The sequence below is a fragment of the Flagellimonas hadalis genome, assembly GCF_007785775.2.
GTDB classification, from domain to species: domain Bacteria; phylum Bacteroidota; class Bacteroidia; order Flavobacteriales; family Flavobacteriaceae; genus Flagellimonas; species Flagellimonas hadalis.
Genome location: NZ_VNIK02000004.1, coordinates 23,908 through 46,863 on the forward strand (window position 1 = coordinate 23,908; position 22,956 = coordinate 46,863).

The window sequence follows — 22,956 nt, forward strand, 5'->3', positions numbered from 1 at the left end:
TTGGAATCAACCTCATGTGGATATGGTTAAACATTACTTACTCTTCCTTCTGATTGCCTTGGTCTGCGGTTGCGCCACCTATGAAACCAAATATGCAGCACCTTTTTCCGGCAAGGAAACGTCCGATAATAAGGAATTGGAGCACACTTTTTATTTGATCGGTGATGCCGGACAATCCCCCATGGGAGAACTTAACCCTACCTTGAAAAGGTTCAAGTCTGTTCTGGAAAGTGCCAACAAAAATAGTACCGTGATTTTCTTGGGGGACAATATTTACCCGGCAGGATTTGTGGACGAAAAAGATGATGCCGAAGGGAACGAACGATCCAAGCACTATTTGGACGCCCAGTTGAGTACGCTGGAATCGTTCAAAGGGAAGGCCATTTTCATACCGGGAAACCACGATTGGTACAGCGATGGATTGGATGGTTTGGAAAGGGAAGAGGATTACATTAAAGAAGCATTGGGCGATAAGGATGCATTCCAGCCCAAAAATGGTTGCCCTGTGGAATTCATGGATATTAGTGACAAGGTCATGGTCATTGCCATTGACACGGAATGGTACCTGACGGATTGGGACAAACATCCCACCATGAACGACAAGTGCGAGATCAAGGACAGGGGCCGGTTTTTTGAGGAACTGGAAAGCGAGATCAAGAAAAATTTGGACAAGACCGTGATCATTGCCCTGCACCACCCCATGTTCACCTATGGCTCCCATGGTGGGCAGTTTTCGTTCGAACAGCATCTCTATCCCAGTGGAGGCAAGGTACCCCTTCCCGTTTTGGGAACAGTGGCCAATTTTCTGCGGAAAACCTCCGGAGCCACAGTGGAAGATCTTTCCAATAAAAAATACAACGAGCTGAAAAAGAGGATACTGACACTTTCCCAATTTTCCGAAAAGGTCATTTTTGTGTCTGGGCATGAGCATACCCTCCAATACATAGAGGAATACGGGAAACCACAGATAGTGAGTGGTTCGGGGGCCAAGACGGGTGCCACAAGATTGTTGAACGGAAGTAAGTTTTCAACAGGGAAAAATGGGTATGCCATCCTAAAAGTCTTCAAAGATGGTTCGTCCGTTGTGGATTTTTATGGAGCGGATGATGCTTCGGAGGAATTGCTCTTCCACACCCAGGTGCTTCCCAAAGACAAGTCCACGGCAATGACCGGACTTTCCAAAGAATTTCCTCCCTATGTGGAAGCATCGGTCTATACCGAGGAAGAAGTGGACAAAAGTGGGTTCCACAAATGGCTTTGGGGTGAACGTTACAGAAAATACTATGCCACAAAGGTCAAGGCACCCACTGTGGACCTGGATACCCTTTTCGGAGGATTGAAGGTGGTGCGCAAAGGGGGGGGCAACCAGTCCAGTTCCCTTCGTTTGGAAGATGAAAAAGGAAAGCAATATGTGATGCGGGACCTCAGAAAGAGTGCAGAGCGGTACCTGCAGGCCATGGCTTTCCAAGATCAGTACATCATAGGTCAGTTTGAGGACACCTTCACCGAAGAATTGCTATTGGATCTTTATACGGGGGCCCACCCTTATGCGCCCTTCGCCATGGGCAAACTCTCCGATGCCGTCGGTCTCTATCACACCAATCCCACCTTATATTATGTGCCCAAACAATCTGTTTTGGGCGATTTCAATTCGGAATTTGGGGATGGTCTCTATATGATCGAGGAACACGTTTCCGATGAGCACGACGACCTTGAAAGTTTTGGACGGACGAAGAAAATTGAAAGCACTTACGACCTTATCGATAAATTAAGGGAAGATGAAAAATACAGCATCGACCAAAAGGAATATGCCAAGGCGCGTTTGTTCGATATCCTTATCGGGGATTGGGACCGCCATGTGGACCAATGGCGATGGGCCGAGTTCGAGACCGAAGATGGAAACAAGGTGTTCAAGCCAATTCCCAGGGACAGGGACCAAGTTTTTTCCCGATGGGGCGATGGGCTGATCATGAATTTTGGTTCAAGGGCGGTACCGGCACTCCGTATTTTTGAAGGCTTCCATAAAGAGATTAGGAGCGTGAAGGGCTTCACATCATCACCCAGGACCTTTGCCCTCGATATGGCCCTCTTGTCGGAAACATCGATGGACGTCTGGGTCGAGCAGGCCAAGTTCATCCAAGAGCATATTGACGAAGCGGTGATCGATCGGGCCTTTTTGGATTTTCCAGAGGAAGTAAGGGATGAAACCCTTGCCGAGATCAAGGATATCCTATTGGCAAGAAAAGAGAACCTCGTGGAGACCGCAAAGGAATATTTTTCCGTGCTGAACAAATACAGCGTGGTGACCGGGACGGACAAGGACGACCATTTCAAAGTGGTTTCACTGCCGGATGGAAAAGTGGAAGTATGGGGACATCGCATCAAAGGAGGCGAGATCAAGGACCCGTTTTTCCATAAAGTGTACGACCCTTCATACACCAAGGAGATTTGGCTCTACGGGTTGGATGATGATGACGTTTTTGAAGTGGCCACGGAATCTTCCAAAATAAAGGTGCGCATAATCGGCGGGCAGAACAATGATGTGTACCAGATTTCTGAAAAGTCAAAAAAAACGTTTGTGTATGATTCCAAGGCAAAGGATAACACCTATGATGAAGCGTATGGAGGGAAAATAAACCGTCTGGACGATTACGACACCAACACATACGATTTCCTAAAGATAAAGGCCAGCAACAACCAAATACTGCCGACCATTGGCTTCAATCCGGATGATGGCTTGCGTATCGGGCTGACGGATACTTACACGTTCAATGGGTTCAGGAAGAACCCGTTCACCCAGCAACATACCTTCAATGCCGCCTATTATTTCGCCACCAAGGGGTATGATCTGGGGTACAAGGGAGAATTTGCGCATGTTTTTGAAAATGTCAACATGGAATTGAACGCAAGGTTCACCAGTCCCAACTTCACGCTCAACTTTTTTGGTTTTGGAAATGAGACCGTGAACAATGATGACGACGACCCTTTGGGCCTGGATTATAACCGGGTGCGTTTGCGTACGTTGAGGTTCATGCCATCCTTGGTTTGGAGAGGATATCTGGGATCTAAGGTACGTGCCGGTATTTCTTATGAAAGTATCGAGGTGGAAGAGACGGAGAACAGGTTCATCAACGAGTTCTATGTGGAAAACGGTGAGGAGAACCACAAGAGCTTTTTGGGAGTGGAAGGCGAATACAGCTACTCCAACACGGACAATGAAGCCTTCCCGACCCTTGGAATGGCATTCACGCTGCTCGGGGGCTACAAGACCAATGTGGAAGAGCAAGGCAGGTCCTTTGGTTTCATTGTGCCCAGCCTGTCCATAGATCATAGGTTAATCCCGAGCGGAAGACTCGTCCTAGCCACCAAATTGAAAGGACATTTCAACATTGGCGATGATTTTGAATTTTACCAAGGGGCAAGCATTGGGGGCAACGATGGATTACGGGGCTACAGGTTCCAACGCTTTACGGGCAAAACCGCATTTTACCAAAGCTCGGACCTGCGGTATAGTTTTAGGTCCAGACCCACAGGAATCCTACCTATCACCCCTGGAATATACGGGGGTTTCGATTATGGTCGGATTTGGTTTCCAGGCGATACGTCCCAAAAATGGCACAATTCCTACGGAGGTGGCTTTTTCCTGAACGGCGCGGATATTTTGACTGCAAATGCAGGATTGTTCCAAAGTGCGGATGGGCTCAGGTTTGCTTTCGGGCTTGGATTCGGGTTTTAATCCAGATGGAATCGATAAAGATTCCCACCACCATTTTTGTTTCGTTCGTCAGCAATCAAGAGGGTCTTGTTGTCCAAAAAACAGATGGACTCAATCTGGGTTTGGCAGTTCAAGTCGATGGTTTGAATGGATGCCTTGGAAAAATCGGAAAGCTCAAAATCCGTCAATAGGAACACAAGGCCATAGCTGAGTAGTGCAATCGTCTTCCCATCGAGGGAAATGTCCGCTCCGGTCACCGAACATCGGTCTTGGTCTCCACATAGGAACAGGGAACCTAAAGGTTCCGCGGTATGTTCACCCTCTGTGTCCGGAACCCGATATATCAATGTTTTTCCGGAATAGGGGCGTGTCCTGTTTTTGGTAAAGATGTACAGATGGCCGTCCAAGTGAAAAAAACCTTCCGTATCAAAATAGAGACTGTCCTTTTCGGGAGGAAAGTTTTTCTGATCGGGATAGTAGAACGCAATCTTTTTAGCGTTCGGTTTTTTCTTGCCCAATTCGGATTGGGGCACCTTGTATATGGTCAGATTTTTGCGTTCATTGGCATTGTTCCCGAAATCGCCGATGTATAAATTGCCATTGTTGTCCAATGCCAAATCTTCCCAATCTTGGTTTTTGGCGTGATCGATTTTGAGGGATTGGAACAGTTTTGCCTTCCTATCGAGCTGATAAATTTCGTCTTCATTCCCGCTGTCCTGTATGACCCAAACTGTACCTGAAGATGAAACCTCGATGCCCGATACTTCCTTGAGCTTGGAAGGAAACTTGCCCAACGGCTCCAACTTTCCGTAGGGAGCTTTCTGTGCACAGGCCTGTACAATGATCAAAACGAAAAGGAATGCAATTTTCTTCACTTGGATTCTTTTAGGGGCAGATAGACCTCGGTTTTCCAATTCAGCTCGTTACCACCCATGTTTGGGTTGTTGTAAAACACTTCAATGGGTTTGTTCTCAACGGGGATATTGTTTCTTTTGGCATAATCCAGCAATGCATACCAGGCCCTGTCCGAAGTGATGTAGTTACCGTTGTAAATGGCTTTCAAAGATCTCTTGCTAAAAATGCGCTTGTATGAAATGTCGGGATGGTTGGGCAGTTTTTCGGACCGCACAATGGGATAGCAGAAATTATAGGTCAGCATATTGGCCTTGATGTCCCAATTTTCCACTTCCACAAAGGGGAGACCGTTCAGCGTAACCCCGTTGTCCACCAAAAAGGAATTGAGCAGGGAATAATTGGCCATCATGCCCCTTGCCTTATTTTCTGGGGTGGTGTTGAGGGCCACACAGGCACAAAAAGAGGAAAAAAGCTCTGCTTCGCCCACAATCGATACCTTAAAATCTTTCAAATGGTCATTCAAAAACCCATTGAAATCCAAAAGTGTCTTTCGAGACCCTTTTTCAAAATCCGTATCCGAAAAAGGAACGGAAACCTTGTTTTTTAAGGTGTTTTCAGGGTCTTTGATGTTGACCTTTACCTGGCTCAAGGAATCGTGGATAGGGGTGATGTTCCACTCATAGATGTGAACGGAATCGTTCATGACGATGGTCTGTTCAAAATGGGTAGGGCTTTCAAATCGGAGGGGGACCACACTGTCCAAACCCATATTCCAAGCCTTTACAGTTTCATAGATAGTGCCCGGGATGGCCTTTGCCTTAAAATTGACCTGATAATCTTGGGGTTTGATGAACAGATACCACAAGAGCACAACCAATAGGAGTATTGGAATGGATATAAAAACCTTCTTCATAATTCATCCGTAAAAATAGGAAATTAACCCTTGGTCATGTCGAGTTTGTCCACAATAAATTTTCCTAGGTCACGTCCCTGTTTGATACCCACTTCAATGGCAGCGCGGTAGTGTATGCCGCCGTACATCCGGCTAATAGCGGCCTCATCCGCTGCTTGGTTGAACGAGGTGAACGAACGGACAGGAAGCCCATACGGGGTCTCCGTATCGTCGTCAAAGGAGAAGCCGTCCCCAAAAATACTCGTAAGAACGGTGGATGCGGCACCTGAGACCACACTGTGCCCACTCGTATATTCAGGGAATGGGGGTGTTTGAAGAACGGGCGTCCAGCTATCGTCAATATACTCGTTGATCACGGTCTCGGGACGTATGAGGTTGCTTCGATACTTTTCGTCCCAGCAGCTGATAAACCCATCCGCAACGGCAATGGAAGTTTTGGTATAGGCAAAAACGGTCCTTGCAAAATCCGTATCGGCCTTCCTGCAGGCAATTTTGGTAATGCCGATCCAGTGCGCTCCTGGAGTGATTTTTTTGGTGGCGAACATCAAATGCCCTCGGGTCACCGAAACATAGGGGTTACAGTCCCAAAATTTGGCAATGGCCACCTCTTCCGAAGCATCGCCTTTGGCGGTCATCTCATTTCGGACTTCATAGACCTCCATCAATTCTTTGTAGAAATCAGAGTCTTTTTCCATGGAAAAAGCTGGAGGTGGAATGGGTTTGAACTGTGCTGCTGAGTCGATGGCAAAAGGCCTGATCTTCGCCCAGTGCGGTTCAAGACCGTTCATGTAGGCAGGAGGGGTGGGTTGCCACCGCGAAGGATCGTCGGAATTGACCGAGAACTTGGGCATGGTACGTGTTTCCTTGTAGTTGTCCTTGCCCATCCATGAAGCGATATAATCCGCCACTTCCATTCCGTAGTCCTTGGAAGCGTTGAACATGGTCTCGTTCTTTGCTGACCAAAGGGTATAAAGACTGTCCCTGAAATTGGAGACTCTTTCTTCGGAAAAAATAAGTCTTCGGCTCAAATCGATATGGGCAACCAACGCGGCCATCTCAAAATTGATGTTTTCCGTATCCTTGGGGGCCGGAATGTCGCCCAATTCGGTCAATTGACCCGAAAGCGATTTGTATTTGTCGTCCTTCTTCGCAATGATCTCATAAGCTGCGATGTTGGGATAGGCAAAGATCCTACTGGCCACCGGCGGGGAAAAGATATCGTGTATCATGACCTCGACCACCTTGTCCACAGATTTGTGGAAATCCTCCGAAGTGACCACAATGGGTTCTTCCTTTTTTTGGCAGGCTGATAGCGCCAAAAACACTAACGCAATTAAACTCAATCTTAATTTCATGACCTTTTGGTTATTTTTTGAATGTATAGACTTGTGCTTTATCATCGTTGAACACTGCCAACAGATATTTTTGATTGTTCAGTTCCAAGGTTTGTAAGTGTCTCAACGATTTTTTGGTGAAATCGAGACCCAGTTCGGCCCCCAAGATAACCGTTTCCCCATTTTTGATCAAGGCCCCGGAAAAGGAGTCCAAACGGCCATGGTACGGTTTCACCCCAAAGAAATTGCCTCCGCAAAGTACTTCTTGGGACCCGTCGCCATCAAAATCATCCACCAAAAATGCTGTAATGGGCGAAACTTGGAGCTCGTTTTGGAACGGGACAAAAACAAAACTGCCGCCATCGTTCCTCAAGTAACCCGATTTTAGGGTGTTCACTTCCAAAACCGTGGATTTTTTCAGGACATCCTTTCCGAAGATTTCTTCCATGGTCTTTCCGGCAAAGGATTTATAGCTGGTGTATTTTTTCCGGAGATAGACCAATTGTGCCGTGAGGCCGTCCATGGACTCCAAGGGATAATATTTGCCATTTTTTTCCATGGCGGTCACGGTCTCGGTCTGACCATTATCATCAAAATCATCAAAATAGAGCTTCATGGGAAACTCCTTGGAAGCCTTGAATTTGGAATTGGTGCCCCAATTTCCCAACAGATAGTCCAAATCCCCATCCCGATCCATATCAAAAGCAGCAATGCCCTGCCATAGGCCCTTGAGGTCCAACGCAGCTGTTTCCGTGAAGGTGCCATTTTCATTTTTCAAGAACTTGGGCGACATCCATTCCCCGACCACTATGAGGTCCGTTGAGCCATCGCCATCAAAATCGCTCCAAATGGCATCGGTGACCATTCCTTTGGAATGTTTGGCAAAACTATCGACCAATTGAAACTGGCCTTGGTTGTTTTCCAGCAGATAGGATGTAGCGGGTGCCCCAAATTGAGCCGTCAATGTATGTCCGCCCACAAAGACATCCATATCCCCGTCCCCGTCATAATCGAAAGGTCTTACAACCGAAGAATTTTGAAAGATTTCAGGTAGTTGGACGCTGGAAAATGATGAATCCGTCTGAAGGTAACAGGCGTCCAAAAGGGCATCGGACTCCCCAAAAAAATCACCGCCCCCGGAAGTGATAAAAAGGTCGTTCTTGCCATCGTTGTTGAAATCTGCAATAGTGGCAGAAACATTTTCCCTGATGGAATCTTTTTGGATGCCATCGAAACGTTGGGCCACGAATATGCTGTCCTGTTGCACATAGATTTGGGCAGGGAAAAATTTGGATCCACCAAAGAAGACATCGGTTTTGCCATCATTGTTCAGATCACCCTGTGCCAAGGCGGGCCCCCGGTCCGAAACTTGATAGGGGATGAGTTTTTCACGGTTGAAGTCGGTATAATTGTCCTCAACATGGGTATAGTCCAAGCCCAGATTGCCCTCTACAGGTGTGAATATGGATTTTGTGGGCTTGTGTAATGTCTTGTAATCGAACGGCTTGGTATTTTCCGGTTTCAGGGTCAAGGTCTGGTTCACCGAAACATCTTTCAGGATTTGATAGGTCCTATCTGGCCAAATGACCTTAAGTGAATCTACTTTCTGGGCATTTCCGTACCCAAAATGGACCATGGGTTCCGACGAAGCCTGAAAACCACGGGTGGGAAAAAGCTCCTTGAACTGAAGGTTCCCATTGTGATAGGAATATACCTTGGTGCCAATGCCAAACCTGTTTTTTGGGGCGTAGTTGAACTTGATTTTCAAATAATTGGACTTCTTGCCCACTTTATTAATGTACAGGGAGGCGGGCTGGTCTATGTTATTGGTCACAAGGTCCATATCCCCATCCCCATCCAGATCGCCCATGGCCGTTGCGCCAGAAATCAAGGTGTCCTTGGTGATCCAATCCCCGGAAGTGTCCTGGAACATGAGATTCTTGCCTCCTTTAAAGGTGTAGTTGTGCACATTTCCCGAGGGCATAAGGTCCAATGCCTTTTCATCCACCAGTTTGGTATTGTCCAATTTCTTCTGAATCTCATTGTTGGAGGCGAACTTTATAAAATCAAGGTCGTTCGGCCTTTTGGGAATACCATTGGAGATGAACACATCTTGGCGGCCGTCTTGGTCATAATCCCCAAAAAGGGCGCTCCAGCTCCAATCGGTGGCGGCAATGCCGCTCATAAGGGCCGTTTCTGTAAAATTGCCGTCCGGTTGGTTCACATAGAGCATGTTCCGGGTAAACTGATAGTGATAGCCAAAACGGTCCACCCTCATTTTTTGGGTCTGGATGTTATCGTCCCCTTCCGAAGATTTTAGGGCAACTTCATCTTCTGGCAGCATGTCCAGGGACAGGAAATCGGGTCTGCCGTCGTTGTTGATGTCGGCCACATCGTTCCCCATGGAGAACCTGCTGGTATGCCCGAAATATTTCCGGAGGCTTTCCGTAAAAGTGCCATCGCCATTGTTCAAATAATAATAATCGTCCTCATGGAAATCGTTGCCCACGTAGATGTCGGGAAAACCGTCCTGGTTGAAATCGGCTATGGCCAAGCCAAGACCGTACCCGTTCACCCCTCCATAGATACCAGCTTCCTCACTTACATCCTTGAATTTTCCATTGTCGTTGCGCAATAATTTGTCGCCGGTCTCGTACCGTCTTTCAAAACGCAGGTCGAACTTTCCAAAGGAATTTTGGGTATGTACGGCATGGTTCAGGAGGTAAAGGTCAAGGTCCCCATCGAGGTCATAATCAAAAAAAGCGGCATTGGAGCTGTAGGAGTCAAAATCCAGACCATATTGTGCAGCGCTTTCTGTAAAGGTATTGTCCCCATTGTTGATGTATAGCTCGTTGAATCCATTGAACCCATTGATGCCCACCACAGCGCATACATAAATGTCCAAAAGCCCGTCCCCGTTCACATCGGCCATGGTGACGCCTGTGTTCCACGTGCTGTTTCCTTCAATCCCGGCTGTGCCCGAAATATCTTCGAACTCTAAATTGCCCTTGTTCAGGTACAGTTTGTTCTTGACCTGGTTCCCGGTAAAGAAAATATCGGGAAGGCCATCGTTGTTGATGTCACCTATGGAAACACCGCCCCCATTGTAGAAATAGAGGTAGTCCAAGATGCTGAGTTCATCCGTTGGGGTGAGCGTATTGGTAAAATTGACCCCAGTTTCCCCCGGGGTGGGAGTTTTGAAAAGGCTCCCTTCCTTTTTGCAGGACACAAAAAGGACAACAATTACAAGTACGATGCAAAATCTATTCATTGAGGGCAAAAATCTTGGGTGTGTTGTTGTTGATGGCGGTTATGACGAAAACCTTTCCATTTTTATCCTTGAACTGTTTGATGTACTTGACTTCGTCCCGAATCTTGAAGCCACTGGTGTCGAAATCCTGCCATTCAAAGCCTGATTTGCCATCGCCCAACAAGAGGTTTCCGTAACCGGCATCCAATCTGGAAAACTGTGGCTTGAACTCGAAGTTGTTTCCGGCCATGATCAAGTCCAGATTGCCATCCTTGTTCACGTCCATGCAGGTGATGTCGCAAATACAGGAGAGCTGTACCCTCGGCGGAAGGTTTTTGATGGTGAACTTCCCATCTCCTTCATTGATGGCGATGACCGATGCAGAGGTCTCCACCTTTTTCACAATGGATTTGTCCAAAACTTCCTTTGGAAAAAGCTCGTGTATGGTCCGTCCTGCGTAATCAGATGCCTTAAGGTTCTGTTTCTTGAGTGCGGGCAGTTGTTCTGTAAGCTCCCTCTTTTGGTGGATGGGATAGTCTTTGCCATCCTTTTGTAGGGTGGTGACCTGTTCTATGGTGCCATTGTTGTCGTAATCATTGATCCACATTTTCATGGGGGTCTCGTGGGTGGGCTTGTAGTGGAGATTGAGCCCTTGGTTGCCCAAGATGAGGTCCATATCTCCGTCATTGTCCAGATCGGCGACTTCCACAGTGTTCCACCATCCGTAAAGACTGTCCAAGGAACTGGGCATTCTCACCAGTCTTCTGCCCGTGTTCTTATAAACTTTGGGCGTGTCCCATTCGGCAGTGACAATGAGGTCTTTTTTGGAATCCCCATCAACGTCCGCCCACTTGGAATCGGTGACCATCCCTGCATCCTTGAGGTCATAGCCCAATCGTTCCGTAACATTGGTGAACGTTCCATCTCCCATATTTTCAAGCAACAGGTGGTCTGGCGAGATGCCATATACGCCCACTACGCTCCGCGAACCAATGAAGAGGTCCATATCCCCATCGTTGTCAAAGTCATAGGGGGAAATGGTAGAGATATTCTTGAAAGTGGAAGGCAGTTCGCTTGGGGATTTTGAGAAGTTTCCTTTCCCATCATTGAGGTAAAGTCTTGCCCTATAACTGCGCTGCATGCCCACATTGTTGCCACCGGAGCCCACTACAAGATCTAGGTCACCGTCGCCATCGGCATCGAAAAAGGCCGCTGCCACATCTTCAAATTCCCTGTCGTTTTCAAATACTGATGATTTTTTCTGGGAGACTTTTCCATTGCCCAAGTGCAGGTATAGGATCCCTGGCTGACCTTGCGCCCCACCGATAAAGAAATCTTCATGACCATCACCATTGATATCGCCTACGGCAAGCGAAGGGCCTTCTTGCGAAAGTTTCTGGTAGATCAGACCCTCGTAGTCAAAATCATTGTAGGCATCTTCTTTGTGGTTGGCCATCATTTTGTTGTCCAACTCGCTCAAAAAGGATTTTTTCAATTCTTTTTTAGGCACTTTGTAGGTCTCCGTAGCATCGGCATGATTGAAGGTCAACACTTGGTTGGCCTTTACACTTTCCAGTTTTTGGGTGCGATCATCAGGCCAAACGATGCGGATGGAGTCCAAGGCTTCGGATTTACCCAAACCAATGGTCATACCGTATTCCATTGAGGATTGGAACCCACGTGAAGGAATCAGTTCTTGGTTGATGATGTGCCCATCAAAATAGAATTTGGCCAAGGTCCCGACAGCAAAAGGGTTTTTTTCAGATCCTTTGAACCTCAATTGGATATAGTTGTTGTCCAACTGCGCATCTGAATTGTTTCGGTATATGTAGGCCTCCGTATTCACATTGTTGATGACCAAATCCAGGTCGCCATCGTTGTCCAAATCGCCATAAGCGGCACCGTTGGAGCGGGAGGGAAGGTCAAATCCCCATTCCTTATTGGTATTTTTGAAGGTGATGTCGCCGTTGTTCCTGTATGCATAATTGGGCTGTGGCTTGATGGGCATTTTGCTGATGATGGAATCGATGGATTCCTTTTTTCCCGTGAGGGCCATTTTCTGCACGATTTCGTTGGCAAAAAAATCAACAAAATCCAGATCGGTAAGGTCATGGTTGATGCCATTGGTCACAAAAATATCTTTAAGGCCGTCATTGTCCATATCGAACATGAGGCCTGCCCAACTCCAGTCCGTGGCATCAATACCACTGTAGTAGGCGACTTCGGAAAAAGTGCCATTGCCATTGTTCAATTGCAAGGTGTTCTGGATATACTGTTGGTAAAAATCCTTACTCTGTTTAAGGTCAAAGACATTGTACCCTTCAAATTCCATGACGGATTTCACCCGTTGTTCTTCCTCGGGCAACATATCGGTGATGAAGATATCGTTGTGCCCGTCGTTGTTGATATCGGCAATGTCGATACCCATCGCTGAAAGGCTTAGGTGTGAGGTCCACTCCTTGATTTCTTCCTTGAAAGTGCCGTTTTTTTGGTTGATGTAGAGGTAATCCCTTTCGTAAAAATCATTGGAAACGTAGATGTCCGGGTACAGGTCTCCATTGAAATCGGTGACCAAGACCCCAAGTCCAAACCCGATGAGGCTACCATAAATCCCGGCCTTTTCGCTGACATCCACAAATTTTCCATTATCATTGCGCAAGAGCATGTCGCCCACGCCTTTGAAAATGTCCGGGACCCCCTCCCAATCCTGGGCGCGGACCTGACGTTGCTCGGCATAGCCTAGGCTACTTACCGGTATGTTACTGTTGTTTAGGATGTAAACGTCCAAATCTCCATCCTTGTCATAATCGAAAAAAGAGGCGTGGGTGGTGAACCCTGTTTTGGCAAGGTTGTATTCGTTTGCTTTTTCAGTGAAGGTCAAATCCCCATTGTTGATGTATAGGTCATTGTCGTGGTTATTGCCTTCCATGTTTCCAGCATTACAGACGTAGATGTCCAGCAGACCATCTTGGTTCACATCTACCATCACCACACCTGTGGACCAAGGTTTGTTACCGCCTACGCCCGCGCTTTCGGAAATATCTTCAAATTGGAAATTTCCCTTGTTCAGGTAGAGCTTGTTCGGAACCATGTTCCCCGTCAGGTAGATATCTTGAAGGCCATCATTGTTGATATCACCAATGGCCACACCGCCTCCGTTGTAGAAATTCCTGTATTTGAAAATGTTGAAGTTCTTCTGGTTTTCAACTGTATTGACAAAGGTTATGCCTGTTTCTTCGGAAGGCAGCAATGTGAAAAGGGTTTCTCCTTTTTCCTCTACCTCCATTTTGTCGGCCTCTTTGTTCTTGCATGCTGTTGCAAGTAGCAAAAGGCAGGATACAGTGATGTATTTTAGTTTCATTCGTTGTTTCGTTTTTTTGATAAAAAAATAGGGGCATCATTGTTCAAAGTAATCATAAGTTCCTCATTTCCCCCTACATTGATTCTCCCAATGGTCCTGGCAGCACCTGAAATACCAAGGCTCTGTTTCCAACTTATGGCACCTTGTTCATCATTTTCCAGTAAAAAACCATGAGAGGCATCTAATCTACCAAGTTGGGTATTTATCTCAAAATTATTGCCGACCATTAATATTTCATTAATTCTTTCTTTGCTGTTTCTTTTCAAATAAATGTCATTTACCGTTGATGACTGAACTATGTGTGGGAGTTCCTTTTTGGAGAAATTTCCTTTTCCATCGTTCTCAAAATAGGATGTTTCCAGGAGATGGACCTTCCGTTGTTCCGCCCTGTCCAATCTTTCCCTTCCAAAAAGATCTTCCAAGGAAGCTTTTGCAAAATCCTTGTAGAATAGGAATTTTTTGTTTAGAAAGGGCATTTGCTTTACAATTTCATCCTTGGAAGCAAAGGCAGTTTCTTTGTCGCCATGATAGTGGGTGAGGACGGTTTCTATGGATCCATTCCCATCAAAATCACTGATATACAGAGTCATCGGTTTTTCGACTGATGCCTGGAATTTGGTGTTCAGTCCCCAATTGCCGGCCAGGATGTCCATGTCGCCATCATTGTCCAAATCTGCGACCTCAATACAGTTCCACCAGCCGTTGGTTTGGTCAAGCCCGTTCCCTGTTTGCTTTATCAACTGTTTGCCATTGTTCATAAAAATGGTAATGGGAATCCAATGCCCGGCCACGATAAGGTCGGGAAATCCATTCTGGTCCAGATCTGACCACGTGAGGTCCTTGACATTGCCTATGTTTTCAAAATCGGGGGCAAAGGTCGTGGTGACCTCGGTAAAGTTTCCAATACCATCGTTTGCAAAGAGATATTGCTTTGTGCGTTTCCCAAATTGTGTCGATGGGGTGTTCGAGGAAATGCTGATATCCATGTCCCCATCATTGTCAAAGTCAACAGCGCTCACTTTGGAGGCATTGACCTCTATTTTTGATAAACTCTTTTCTTCCTTGACAAATTGGTTGCCCTGATTGTTATAAAATCTTGGGCGCAAAGGGGCACCTTGCGTAAATTCGTTGCCGCCACTGACTACGAGCAGGTCAAGGTCCCCATCGCTGTCGGCATCAAAAAAGACTTGGTCCACATCCTCGTTGATCTCGTCCTCTTCGAACAATTCCGGTTGGTGTTTCGAAAAAGCACCTTCAGTGTTCTGGATAAATAGTACGGATGCTTGTTTTTTTGCACCCCCGATGAAGAAATCTTCCAATCCGTCGTCGTTTATATCCACAACCGAAACCGAAGGGCCTTCATTGGAATAGGAAAAAGGGACCAATGGGTTTCTGTCAAAATCAAGGGAGGGATATTCTTTATGCTCAAAATCCAAATCCCTTGTGATAATGGAATAACTGGAATAGGGCTTTCCTGAATTTTGGGTGTAGTAATTGCCCGCGGCATTTTGGTAGGAAACCTGGATGTTCTTGTTAGTTTTTATTTTTTCAAGGGTCTGGTACTTTCCTCCAGGCCATATGATCTGAATGGAGTCCACAATGGTATCATTTCCAGTCCCAAACACCAAAGTGTTGTCTTTTGCAGAAAGGAATCCCCTTGTGGCAAAGTTTTCTTGGACCAATTTGTTGTTTTTTGTAAAAACCAACACTTTTGTCCCTATCCCAAACGTGTTCTTGGAACTTCCTTCAAAGCTGATTTGGATGGAATTACCTTGATTTAGGGTATTTTCCATGATGAAGGCTTCTTGGTTTACGTTGTTCACCACCAAGTCGAGGTCACCATCATTGTCCAAATCCGAATATGCGCAGCCATTGCTGAACGATTCCATTTTTGGAGTCCATGATGTTGTCATGTTTGTGAATGTTGTTCCTCCATCATTTCTAAAAAAATAGTTCTGGACCTTCTTGCTCGGCAGGCGTTCTATCAGTTCCATGTCTTTGTCTGATAGGCCCTTTTCTATGGTTTTTTGGATCTGTTCGTTGGAGATGTAGTTGATATAGTCCATGTCATTGGTGACGCCTTGGATTCCATTTGAAATAAAAAGGTCTTTATATCCATCATTGTCGAAGTCCGCAAACAATCCTCCCCAAGACCATTCCGTTGCATCAATGCCACTTAAGTTGGCAATTTCGCCGAAGTTTTCACCATCAAGGTTCAAATGGAGCGCATTCTGCATGTATTGTGGAGCAAATCCATTCTTAAGATATTGCTGGTAAACAGGGTAGGGATGTTCCAAGCCCGAGGTCTTATAGGTTTCCAGGTCCTCGGGGAGCATATCCAAGGATAGAATGTCGGAAAGCCCATCGTTGTTGATGTCGGCAATGTCGTTGCCCATGGAAAAATGGGTAGTATGCCCCATCTTCCTATCATCTTTGGAAATGGTTTCCCTAAAAGTCCCATCTTTTTGGTTGACATAGAGGTAATCATTCTCAAAGAAGTCATTGCCTACATAAATGTCGGGATAACCATCATTGTTGATGTCGCTTATAGCAAGCCCCAGGCCATAGCCTATACTTCCTTGAAACAGTCCTGCCTCTTTGGAAACGTTGGTGAACATTCCGTCGTCGTTCCTAAAAAGAATGTCACCGGACATCGAATCCGCTATTTCCCTTTTTATGCCCTTTCCATACGATCGGTTTGGGTTTACGGAATGGTTCAAAAGATACATGTCCAAATCACCATCGAGGTCATAATCAAAAAATGCAGCTTGGGTGGAATATCCGATAAAGTCCAGACCATATTTGCTGCCTTCCTCTATGAACGATGGAATGCCTTTGCTGTCAATACCTTGGTTTATATAGAGTAGGTTCTGTCCCCTGATCTGCCCATGGTCGCCCACTTTGCATACGTAGATATCCAAAAGGCCGTCATTGTTCACATCTGCATGGGTAACACCCGTGGTCCATCCGGTATCATTTTTAATGTTGGCTTTTGTTGTGATGTCCTCAAATTTAAAATCACCTTTGTTCAAGTACAGTTTGTCCGCTCCTTGATTTGATGTGAAATAAAGATCGGCCAATCCATCGCCATTAAAATCACCTGCTGCGACACCACCTCCATTGTAGAAGTAGAGGTAATTGAGGATATTGAGGTCTGGGGTCTGTACAAGTTGATTTTTGAAAGCTATCCCTGTTTCTGTGGGGTCCTTATGTTTGAAGAGTGTTTCCGGCCCTTTTTTGGAGCAACCAGAAACAATTAAAAACAACAATGGAATAAGCCGGTACAGTCCTTTCATTTCATTCATCAAAACTTGGATTAATATAGTTATTTCCATACGAAACCGGAAAGCACCAAAGATTAATATTGGGCTAATGACAAATTAATTATTGGCTAAATAAAAGGGGTCGGAGTTCTTTTGTCCTTTTCTGGGCAAATAAAAAAGGCCACCGATAATCGGTGGCCTTTTTGTATGTATAAAACAGCTTAAACTTGATAGAATTAGTATCCTGGATTCTGAACCAAATTTGGGTTTGAAATGATTGCAGTGGCAGGAATCGGGAAAAGGTTCTTGGTGTCATCACCAGAAACTTCCTTGTAGGACCAAGGAGCTGTGAACTGACCAAAACGAATAAGGTCGTTCCTTCTCCATTGCTCACCGTAAAGTTCCCTTCCTCTTTCATCCAAGATATCTTGTTCTGTTACACTACCGATAGGAGTGGCCCCTCTTAGGGTCCTTAGCTCATTGATCAAGGCAGTGGCATCTCCACCGCTTCTCATAAGTGCTTCGGCTTTCATCAAGTGTGCGTCAGCATATCTCAAAACAATCTTGTGGTTTGCAAACGCACCATTTGCAGGGTTGTACTTGATTACCCTTATACCTGTCCTTTCGTTATTGCCCAACAATCCTGGCAATTCTTTGGTAAAGACCAAAGGAGCTCCTGTCCTGTCAGTATAGGGATCACCATTGGCATCATATTGTTGTCCGATCAAGAATCCGTTTCCAATACCGAAGTTTGTACCGTCTGTTGGAACAAATCCCCTTCTCTCTTCTTGTCCAGAACCTGGTGTGTTGATGTTTGGATCTCCTTCAAATAGGTCATAGAACTCTGCAATAGTGGTAAACCCGTTCCATCCACCTGCTTGATCGGGAACAATTTGCTTATAGTGCAATCCGTTCCAGATGTTGTTGCCCACGCTGGACGTGGTGAAGAAAATGGTCTCACTGTCCACATCGTCGGTAAACAATTCAAAGAATCCAGCTTGTAGATCAAAACCTTCGGCTTTGATGTCGTCCACTAAACTGATCACTTGGTTCATGTCAGCTGCTGCTGCAGTTCCAGTACCAGTAAAGATGTGCTTGTTCAAATAGAACTTGGCCAAAAGTAACATACCAGCCGCTTTTGATGCTCCTACCAAATCTGCACTAGGTCCTGTGGAAGGAAGATTTGGGATTGCCTCAGTAAGATCGGTCACTGCAAAGTCAAAAGCCTCTGACCTTGTCATTACGTTCGGGTTCACATCTGGGCCTTCATCCGGGGTCCTGAATGGAACTTGTCCGAACAGGTCGATCAACCAAAACATGCTGTAAGCGCGCAAAAATTTGGCTTCGGCAGCTTGCTGAGGGGTTGGATTACTTCTTGAGTCGATAATCGTGGTTGCATTGTACACATTGGAATTCATATCGTTCCAAGTGTTCTTCACCCTTTGGTGGGTGGCACTCCAAGTATGGGAGTGCAAAGTCCTCCAGACACCATTGTCTCCCCAGTCAGTACCACGGGTGGGTACCACGAATTCGTCGGTACTTACCTCGGTAAGGGCGTAAAGGTTCTCTTGGTTCTCAATCTGGCCCCTAACAGAATTGTAGAGGGCCGATAAGCTCGGTCCAGCCTCAACTCCACTGAATTCACCACTTAAATCAGCGAATACGGAGTCTGTCTGTTCAATTTCCAAATCTGTACAACCGGCCATTATCAGTGCGATTGCCCAGATATAAACTTTGTTTAGTTTAATAGCTTTCATAGAATTTTTTTAAAAAGTTGCGCTAATACCTAATGTGACGGTTCTTGCTCTTGGGAATGCCGTATAGTCGATTCCCAATGATGGGATATTGTTCAATGATTTTGGCACGTTTACCTCTGGATCCAGTCCAGAATAATCAGTGATGACGAAAAGATTTTGGCCTATTACGGATAAGCGTAGGCTCTTTAGGCCTCCGTCACCGCTCAAAGGAACGTTGTAGCTCAAAGAGGCATTTTGAAGTCTCATGAAATCACCTTTTTCCAAGAATCTGGTTGAAACATCTGCCGCATTGGCATTGGATTCCCCATTGGTGAGTACGTCTTCAGTAATGTTTTTCCCTACACCGATGATACCTGCAGTAAAGTAGGCATTTTGGGTATTGTTATAGATGTAAAAACCATACTGGCCGGTCAAGAAGGCATTGAAATCCCAGTTTTTGTATGAAACACTGGTATTGATACCCATGGTTACCTTTGGCAATGCACTTTTTCCAACAAATTCCTGAACATCCCCATTCGGATAAACAGAAATACCATTTTCATCAAATCCTCCAAATTCCCTTAGGTAATAGGAGAAGAGAGGCTGTCCGCCGGCCAAAAGCTGGGCATAGGCGCCGGTTAGACCGTTGCCGTTTATTTCACCCGTCTGGATGAGGCCATCAAAATCCTCTACCATGTTGTCATTGTAGGCCACATTGAATCCAAGGTTCCAACTGGCGTCTGCTGCTTGGATGATGTCATAGTTCATGGCCAATTCCACCCCTTTATTGATTACTTTGGCATCCAAATTTCCAAAGTAGAATGGTTGTGGGGATGGCTGTGCTGCTTCTTGCTGTAACAAAAGGTCGTTTGTGGTTTTGTGGTAAAAATCCACACTACCGTTGAACCTATTGTTGGCAAAACCAAAATCGATACCAATGTTGGCTTGGGCGGTTTCTTCCCATTTCAGGTCGTCATTGGTGAATGATTGTATCGCAAGACCGGGAGGGTTGATGTTTTGGTTTTGGTCGATACCGATTCCGGCAAAACGTTGTCTTACGGTAAAGTTACCATATCCCAAACCTTCTTGGTTACCCACTATACCATAACCTAAGCGCAGTTTCAAGGTGGAAAAGGTGTCCCCTATAAAATCCTCTTCGTTCAATTTCCAGGCAAAAGCACCGGAAGGGAAATAACCGTACTGGTTGTTCGGTCCGAAACGAGAGGATCCGTCCACCCTTAAAGTACCTGTTACGATATATTTGTTGGCAATGGAATATTCAGCCCTTCCAAAGAACGATTGTAGTTCATCGGTATAGTCAAAATAATCTCCGGCAACTGCGCTGATGGGAACTCCTGTTGGTGAAGTCACAGATTCGTTTTGGGATACTTCAGGGAACAAGCGGTTGACGAAAGTTCCATTGTTATTGTATCCGAACTGCTGGTAAGAACCTGGTAACTGCCTCTCAATTGCAGAAGTAGCTCTCTCCAAATCAGAGATCATTTGGTTCAGATCGGTTGAGCCAAATCCGAGGGCCCTGATATTCTTACCATACCTTTGATAGCTTTGGAAGGAATAGCCCACCAATGCTGTCAAGTGGGAGTTTTCAAACTCTTTGTCATAGGTAAGGGTGACATCAAGAAGCTTTCCTGTGGTCTCCACTACGCTAAATGCACCTTGACCTTGGCCTGGAGCGTTGCCAATACCAGTGGAAAGTGCAGATTGAACTTGATATTTTTCTGAATCAGAATCGTCATATCCAACGGCAACTTTAGCTTTAAGTTCATCTGTGATACTATATTCTGCGGATACGTTTCCAAGAAATCTATTCGTATTGGTCACGTCATCATAATAGTTCAACAATTGAAGCGGGTTTATCTCACTTCCACCAGTTGTAAAGGTAGTACTGGCTGGCCAAGTTGGGTTCGCAAAATAAGCGGCACCTATCAAATCCCCTGTTGAGCCCGAATTGTTACTGATGGCCCCCCCATCATCATTTATTCTTGAAAGGGTAAGGTTGGCATCGATTTTCAGTTTATCATCAAAGAAACGTTGAGAAGCGTTTATCCTTCCTGTAATACGCTCCTGTGCATATCCTTCCACAATCCCGAATTGCTTTCCGTAACCAAATGAGGCGCGTACATTACCGCTTCCATAATTTTTGGAATAGGAAAGGTTTTGGTTTTGGGAGGCAGTGCTTCTCAAAATGATTTCTTGCCAATCGGTGTCAGAACCAAAATCCAAGGCATTTGGGTCACCACCATAGTCGGGTAGTGCGGTCAAGAACTGCTCCCTGTTCAACAAATCGAATTTTTTGGCAGGAGTGGAGTAGCTGAGATTTGAAGTGAACTCGAACAATCCTTTCCCTGTCTTTCCACTTTTGGTCGTGATAATGACCACACCATTGGCCCCACGTGAACCATAAATTGCGGTGGCAGATGCGTCCTTCAAGATACTGATGCTCTCAATATCGTTGGGGTTTAGGAAGTTCAAAGGGTTTTTTGCTGAACTGGTACCTGTACCAACGTCTGCACCACCTGCTGATATGTCCTCTCCGGAAAGTGGCATCCCATCAACAACAAATAGCGGGTTGTTGTTGGAACGAACAGAGCTTGTACCCCTGATCCTCACATTGATACCGGCTCCTGGCTCACCACTGCTTTGGGTGATTTGCACACCCGCAGTCTTACCTTGGATCAATTGCTCAGGAGATGAAATCACCCCTTGGTTGAAATCCTCTGCAGTAACCACGGCTACAGCTCCCGTTGCATCCTCAATGGTTGTTTGGCCATAACCAATGATCACCACCTCGTCCAAAGCCTGTGCATCTTCTTCCAAGGTCACGTTGATGGTAGATTGGCCATTGACCGCTCTTTCCACCGTCTTGTAGCCAATGTAGCTGAATACCAAGGTAGCCGCACCATCGATGTTGTTGAGGGTATAATTACCATCGAAATCGGTCTGGGTACCATTGGTCGTGCCTTTGACCAATACGCTAGCCCCTGGCAAAGGTCCGTTTGCATCCGAAACGGTACCTGATACTGTCTGAGCTTTTACCATGCCAAAGCATAAAAATGCCCCAAGCAACAAAAAGCTTTTTAGTAGCGTAATCTTCATAAATGATTAATTTTAAGTTTAGTTAATTTTAATTCAAGTGTTAAACATATATAAAAAAAATGTTAATCGAAATTTAACTATTTCGTAATCTGCCACGAAAACGGTTTCGTGTTGATAACTTTGGGTGGGTGCGAGGTTGGCAAAACTTAAAGAGTCGATTTGTTCATATCACAAAATAACCAAGTCTATTTAAAGAATTTCGTAATTGCAATGCTAATATAGTGTTTTTTGGCTTTGGTTCGATTAACATTCTTTTTGGGGTTTTTGTAAAGCCGTCTTGGGTTTTTGTTAAAAAGCTTGTTTTCTCCGATGGCTTGTCCCTTTATTGAGTAATTTCCAACGTCAAACCAAAAAGATTAAAATTTACTATATTGAAAACCAAGATTACCTTAAAGGATATTGCCAGGGAACTTGAAGTATCTATATCCACGGTATCAAAAGCACTCAAGAATAGCGAGGAGATCAGCAGGGATACCAAGGAAAAGGTGCAGGCCTTTGCCAAACTCTACAACTACAAGCCCAATAATATTGCCATAAGCCTCAAGAACAAGAGGACAAAGAACATTGGGGTGGTGATCCCCGACATCGTGCACCATTTCTTTACCACCGTGATCCGGGGGATCGAGAAATATGCAAATGCCAGGGGGTATAACGTAATTGTCTGTCTTTCGGAAGAATCTTTTGATAAGGAGGTCATCAATATGGAAATGCTGGCCAATGGAAGTATTGACGGCTTTATCATGTCACTTTCTTCAGAAACACAGCAAAAAGGGGACTACAATCACCTGAAAGAAGTCACTGAACAGGGAATCCCGGTCGTGTTGTTCGATAGGATCACCAATGAAATAGATTGCGACAAGGTGGTCATCGATGATGAATTGGGGGGATACATAGCCACCAAAAAGTTCATAGAACAGGGAAAGAGAAAAATAGCCATGATCACCACGGGCGATTATTTGAGTGTGAGCAAGGCCAGGACCATGGGGTACCAAAAGGCCCTTTCCGAAAGCAGCTTGGGGGTAAACGATGATCTAGTGCTGAAGATGCCATCCATGGAGATGGACGAAAACCGCATCAAGGAATTCCTAGAGACCCAAAAACCGGATGCTGTTCTCTGCGTCAACGAAATATTTGCCGTTTACAGCATGCGTTTGGTGCAAAAAAGCGGACTGAAAATCCCGGATGACATCTCCTTTATCGGTTTCACGGACGGGGTCCTTTCCAAATATGCCAACCCAAGCCTTACCGTGGTTGCGCAACATGGGGAAAAAATGGGCGAAGTCTCCGCCAAAATGCTCATCGACAAAATTGAAAGCGAGGAAGAGGAGGAAACCTATCAGACTAAAATTTTAGAGCCCACATTGGTGATCAGGGAATCCATAAATCAGTAATTTTGTGCAACTTGTCCGTTA

Annotated in this window: 10 protein-coding genes; 2 read left to right on the forward strand and 8 right to left on the reverse strand. The window is 45.5% G+C overall.

Annotated elements, in window-relative coordinates; translation table 11 throughout:
* Positions 1 to 22 precede the first annotated feature (22 nt).
* The gene (locus tag FOT42_RS07935) at positions 23 to 3,736 is read left to right on the forward strand and encodes a metallophosphoesterase (RefSeq protein ID WP_151890038.1); all 3,714 of its coding nucleotides are present in this window, start codon (positions 23 to 25) and stop codon (positions 3,734 to 3,736) included.
* Here FOT42_RS07935 and FOT42_RS07940 read toward each other — a convergent pair.
* The 8 genes from FOT42_RS07940 to FOT42_RS07975 all read right to left on the reverse strand — a co-directional run bounded on the left by FOT42_RS07940 (position 3,733) and on the right by FOT42_RS07975 (position 21,544).
* Positions 3,733 to 4,590, reverse strand: coding sequence for an NHL repeat-containing protein (locus FOT42_RS07940; protein WP_151890039.1), 858 nt, complete (start codon positions 4,588 to 4,590; stop codon positions 3,733 to 3,735). The genes FOT42_RS07935 and FOT42_RS07940 overlap by 4 nt on opposite strands.
* Positions 4,587 to 5,483, reverse strand: a complete 897-nt coding sequence (locus FOT42_RS07945) for a GyrI-like domain-containing protein (RefSeq protein ID WP_151890040.1) — start codon at positions 5,481 to 5,483, stop codon at positions 4,587 to 4,589. The genes FOT42_RS07940 and FOT42_RS07945 overlap by 4 nt, the downstream gene beginning before the upstream one ends.
* Before the next feature lie 23 nt (positions 5,484 to 5,506).
* Positions 5,507 to 6,838, reverse strand: coding sequence for a vanadium-dependent haloperoxidase (locus FOT42_RS07950; RefSeq protein ID WP_151890041.1), 1,332 nt, complete (start codon positions 6,836 to 6,838; stop codon positions 5,507 to 5,509).
* A gap of 10 nt (positions 6,839 to 6,848) precedes the next feature.
* Positions 6,849 to 10,088, reverse strand: a complete 3,240-nt coding sequence (locus FOT42_RS07955; RefSeq protein ID WP_151890042.1) for a VCBS repeat-containing protein — start codon at positions 10,086 to 10,088, stop codon at positions 6,849 to 6,851.
* On the reverse strand, positions 10,081 to 13,428 hold the full coding sequence (locus FOT42_RS07960) for a CRTAC1 family protein (protein WP_151890043.1): 3,348 nt from the start codon (positions 13,426 to 13,428) through the stop codon (positions 10,081 to 10,083). The genes FOT42_RS07955 and FOT42_RS07960 overlap by 8 nt, the downstream gene beginning before the upstream one ends.
* Positions 13,425 to 16,733 carry a VCBS repeat-containing protein gene (locus FOT42_RS07965; protein WP_151890044.1) on the reverse strand — a complete coding sequence of 1,103 codons (3,309 nt, stop codon included), beginning with the start codon at positions 16,731 to 16,733 and terminating at the stop codon, positions 13,425 to 13,427. The genes FOT42_RS07960 and FOT42_RS07965 overlap by 4 nt, the downstream gene beginning before the upstream one ends.
* Before the next feature lie 194 nt (positions 16,734 to 16,927).
* The gene (locus tag FOT42_RS07970; RefSeq protein ID WP_151890045.1) at positions 16,928 to 18,448 is read right to left on the reverse strand and encodes a RagB/SusD family nutrient uptake outer membrane protein; all 1,521 of its coding nucleotides are present in this window, start codon (positions 18,446 to 18,448) and stop codon (positions 16,928 to 16,930) included.
* Between the two features lie 9 nt (positions 18,449 to 18,457).
* Positions 18,458 to 21,544 carry a SusC/RagA family TonB-linked outer membrane protein gene (locus FOT42_RS07975; protein WP_151890046.1) on the reverse strand — a complete coding sequence of 1,029 codons (3,087 nt, stop codon included), beginning with the start codon at positions 21,542 to 21,544 and terminating at the stop codon, positions 18,458 to 18,460.
* A gap of 371 nt (positions 21,545 to 21,915) precedes the next feature.
* On the opposite strand from FOT42_RS07975, the gene FOT42_RS07980 reads away from it, so the two are divergent.
* Entirely contained in the window at positions 21,916 to 22,935 is a 1,020-nt protein-coding gene (locus FOT42_RS07980; protein WP_151890047.1) for a LacI family DNA-binding transcriptional regulator, read from the forward strand.
* Positions 22,936 to 22,956: the final 21 nt, after the last annotated feature.

Excerpts from the sequence above, each read along its gene's own strand:
- FOT42_RS07935 (WP_151890038.1), top strand. The coding sequence starts at position 23 with ATGGTTAAACATTACTTACTCTTCCTTCTGATTGCCTTGGTCTGCGGT.
- FOT42_RS07965 (WP_151890044.1), bottom strand. The coding sequence starts at position 16,733 with ATGAATGAAATGAAAGGACTGTACCGGCTTATTCCATTGTTGTTTTTA.
- FOT42_RS07950 (WP_151890041.1), bottom strand. The coding sequence starts at position 6,838 with ATGAAATTAAGATTGAGTTTAATTGCGTTAGTGTTTTTGGCGCTATCA.
- FOT42_RS07975 (WP_151890046.1), bottom strand. The coding sequence starts at position 21,544 with ATGAAGATTACGCTACTAAAAAGCTTTTTGTTGCTTGGGGCATTTTTA.
- FOT42_RS07945 (WP_151890040.1), bottom strand. The coding sequence starts at position 5,483 with ATGAAGAAGGTTTTTATATCCATTCCAATACTCCTATTGGTTGTGCTC.
- FOT42_RS07970 (WP_151890045.1), bottom strand. The coding sequence starts at position 18,448 with ATGAAAGCTATTAAACTAAACAAAGTTTATATCTGGGCAATCGCACTG.
- FOT42_RS07960 (WP_151890043.1), bottom strand. The coding sequence starts at position 13,428 with ATGAAACTAAAATACATCACTGTATCCTGCCTTTTGCTACTTGCAACA.
- FOT42_RS07955 (WP_151890042.1), bottom strand. The coding sequence starts at position 10,088 with ATGAATAGATTTTGCATCGTACTTGTAATTGTTGTCCTTTTTGTGTCC.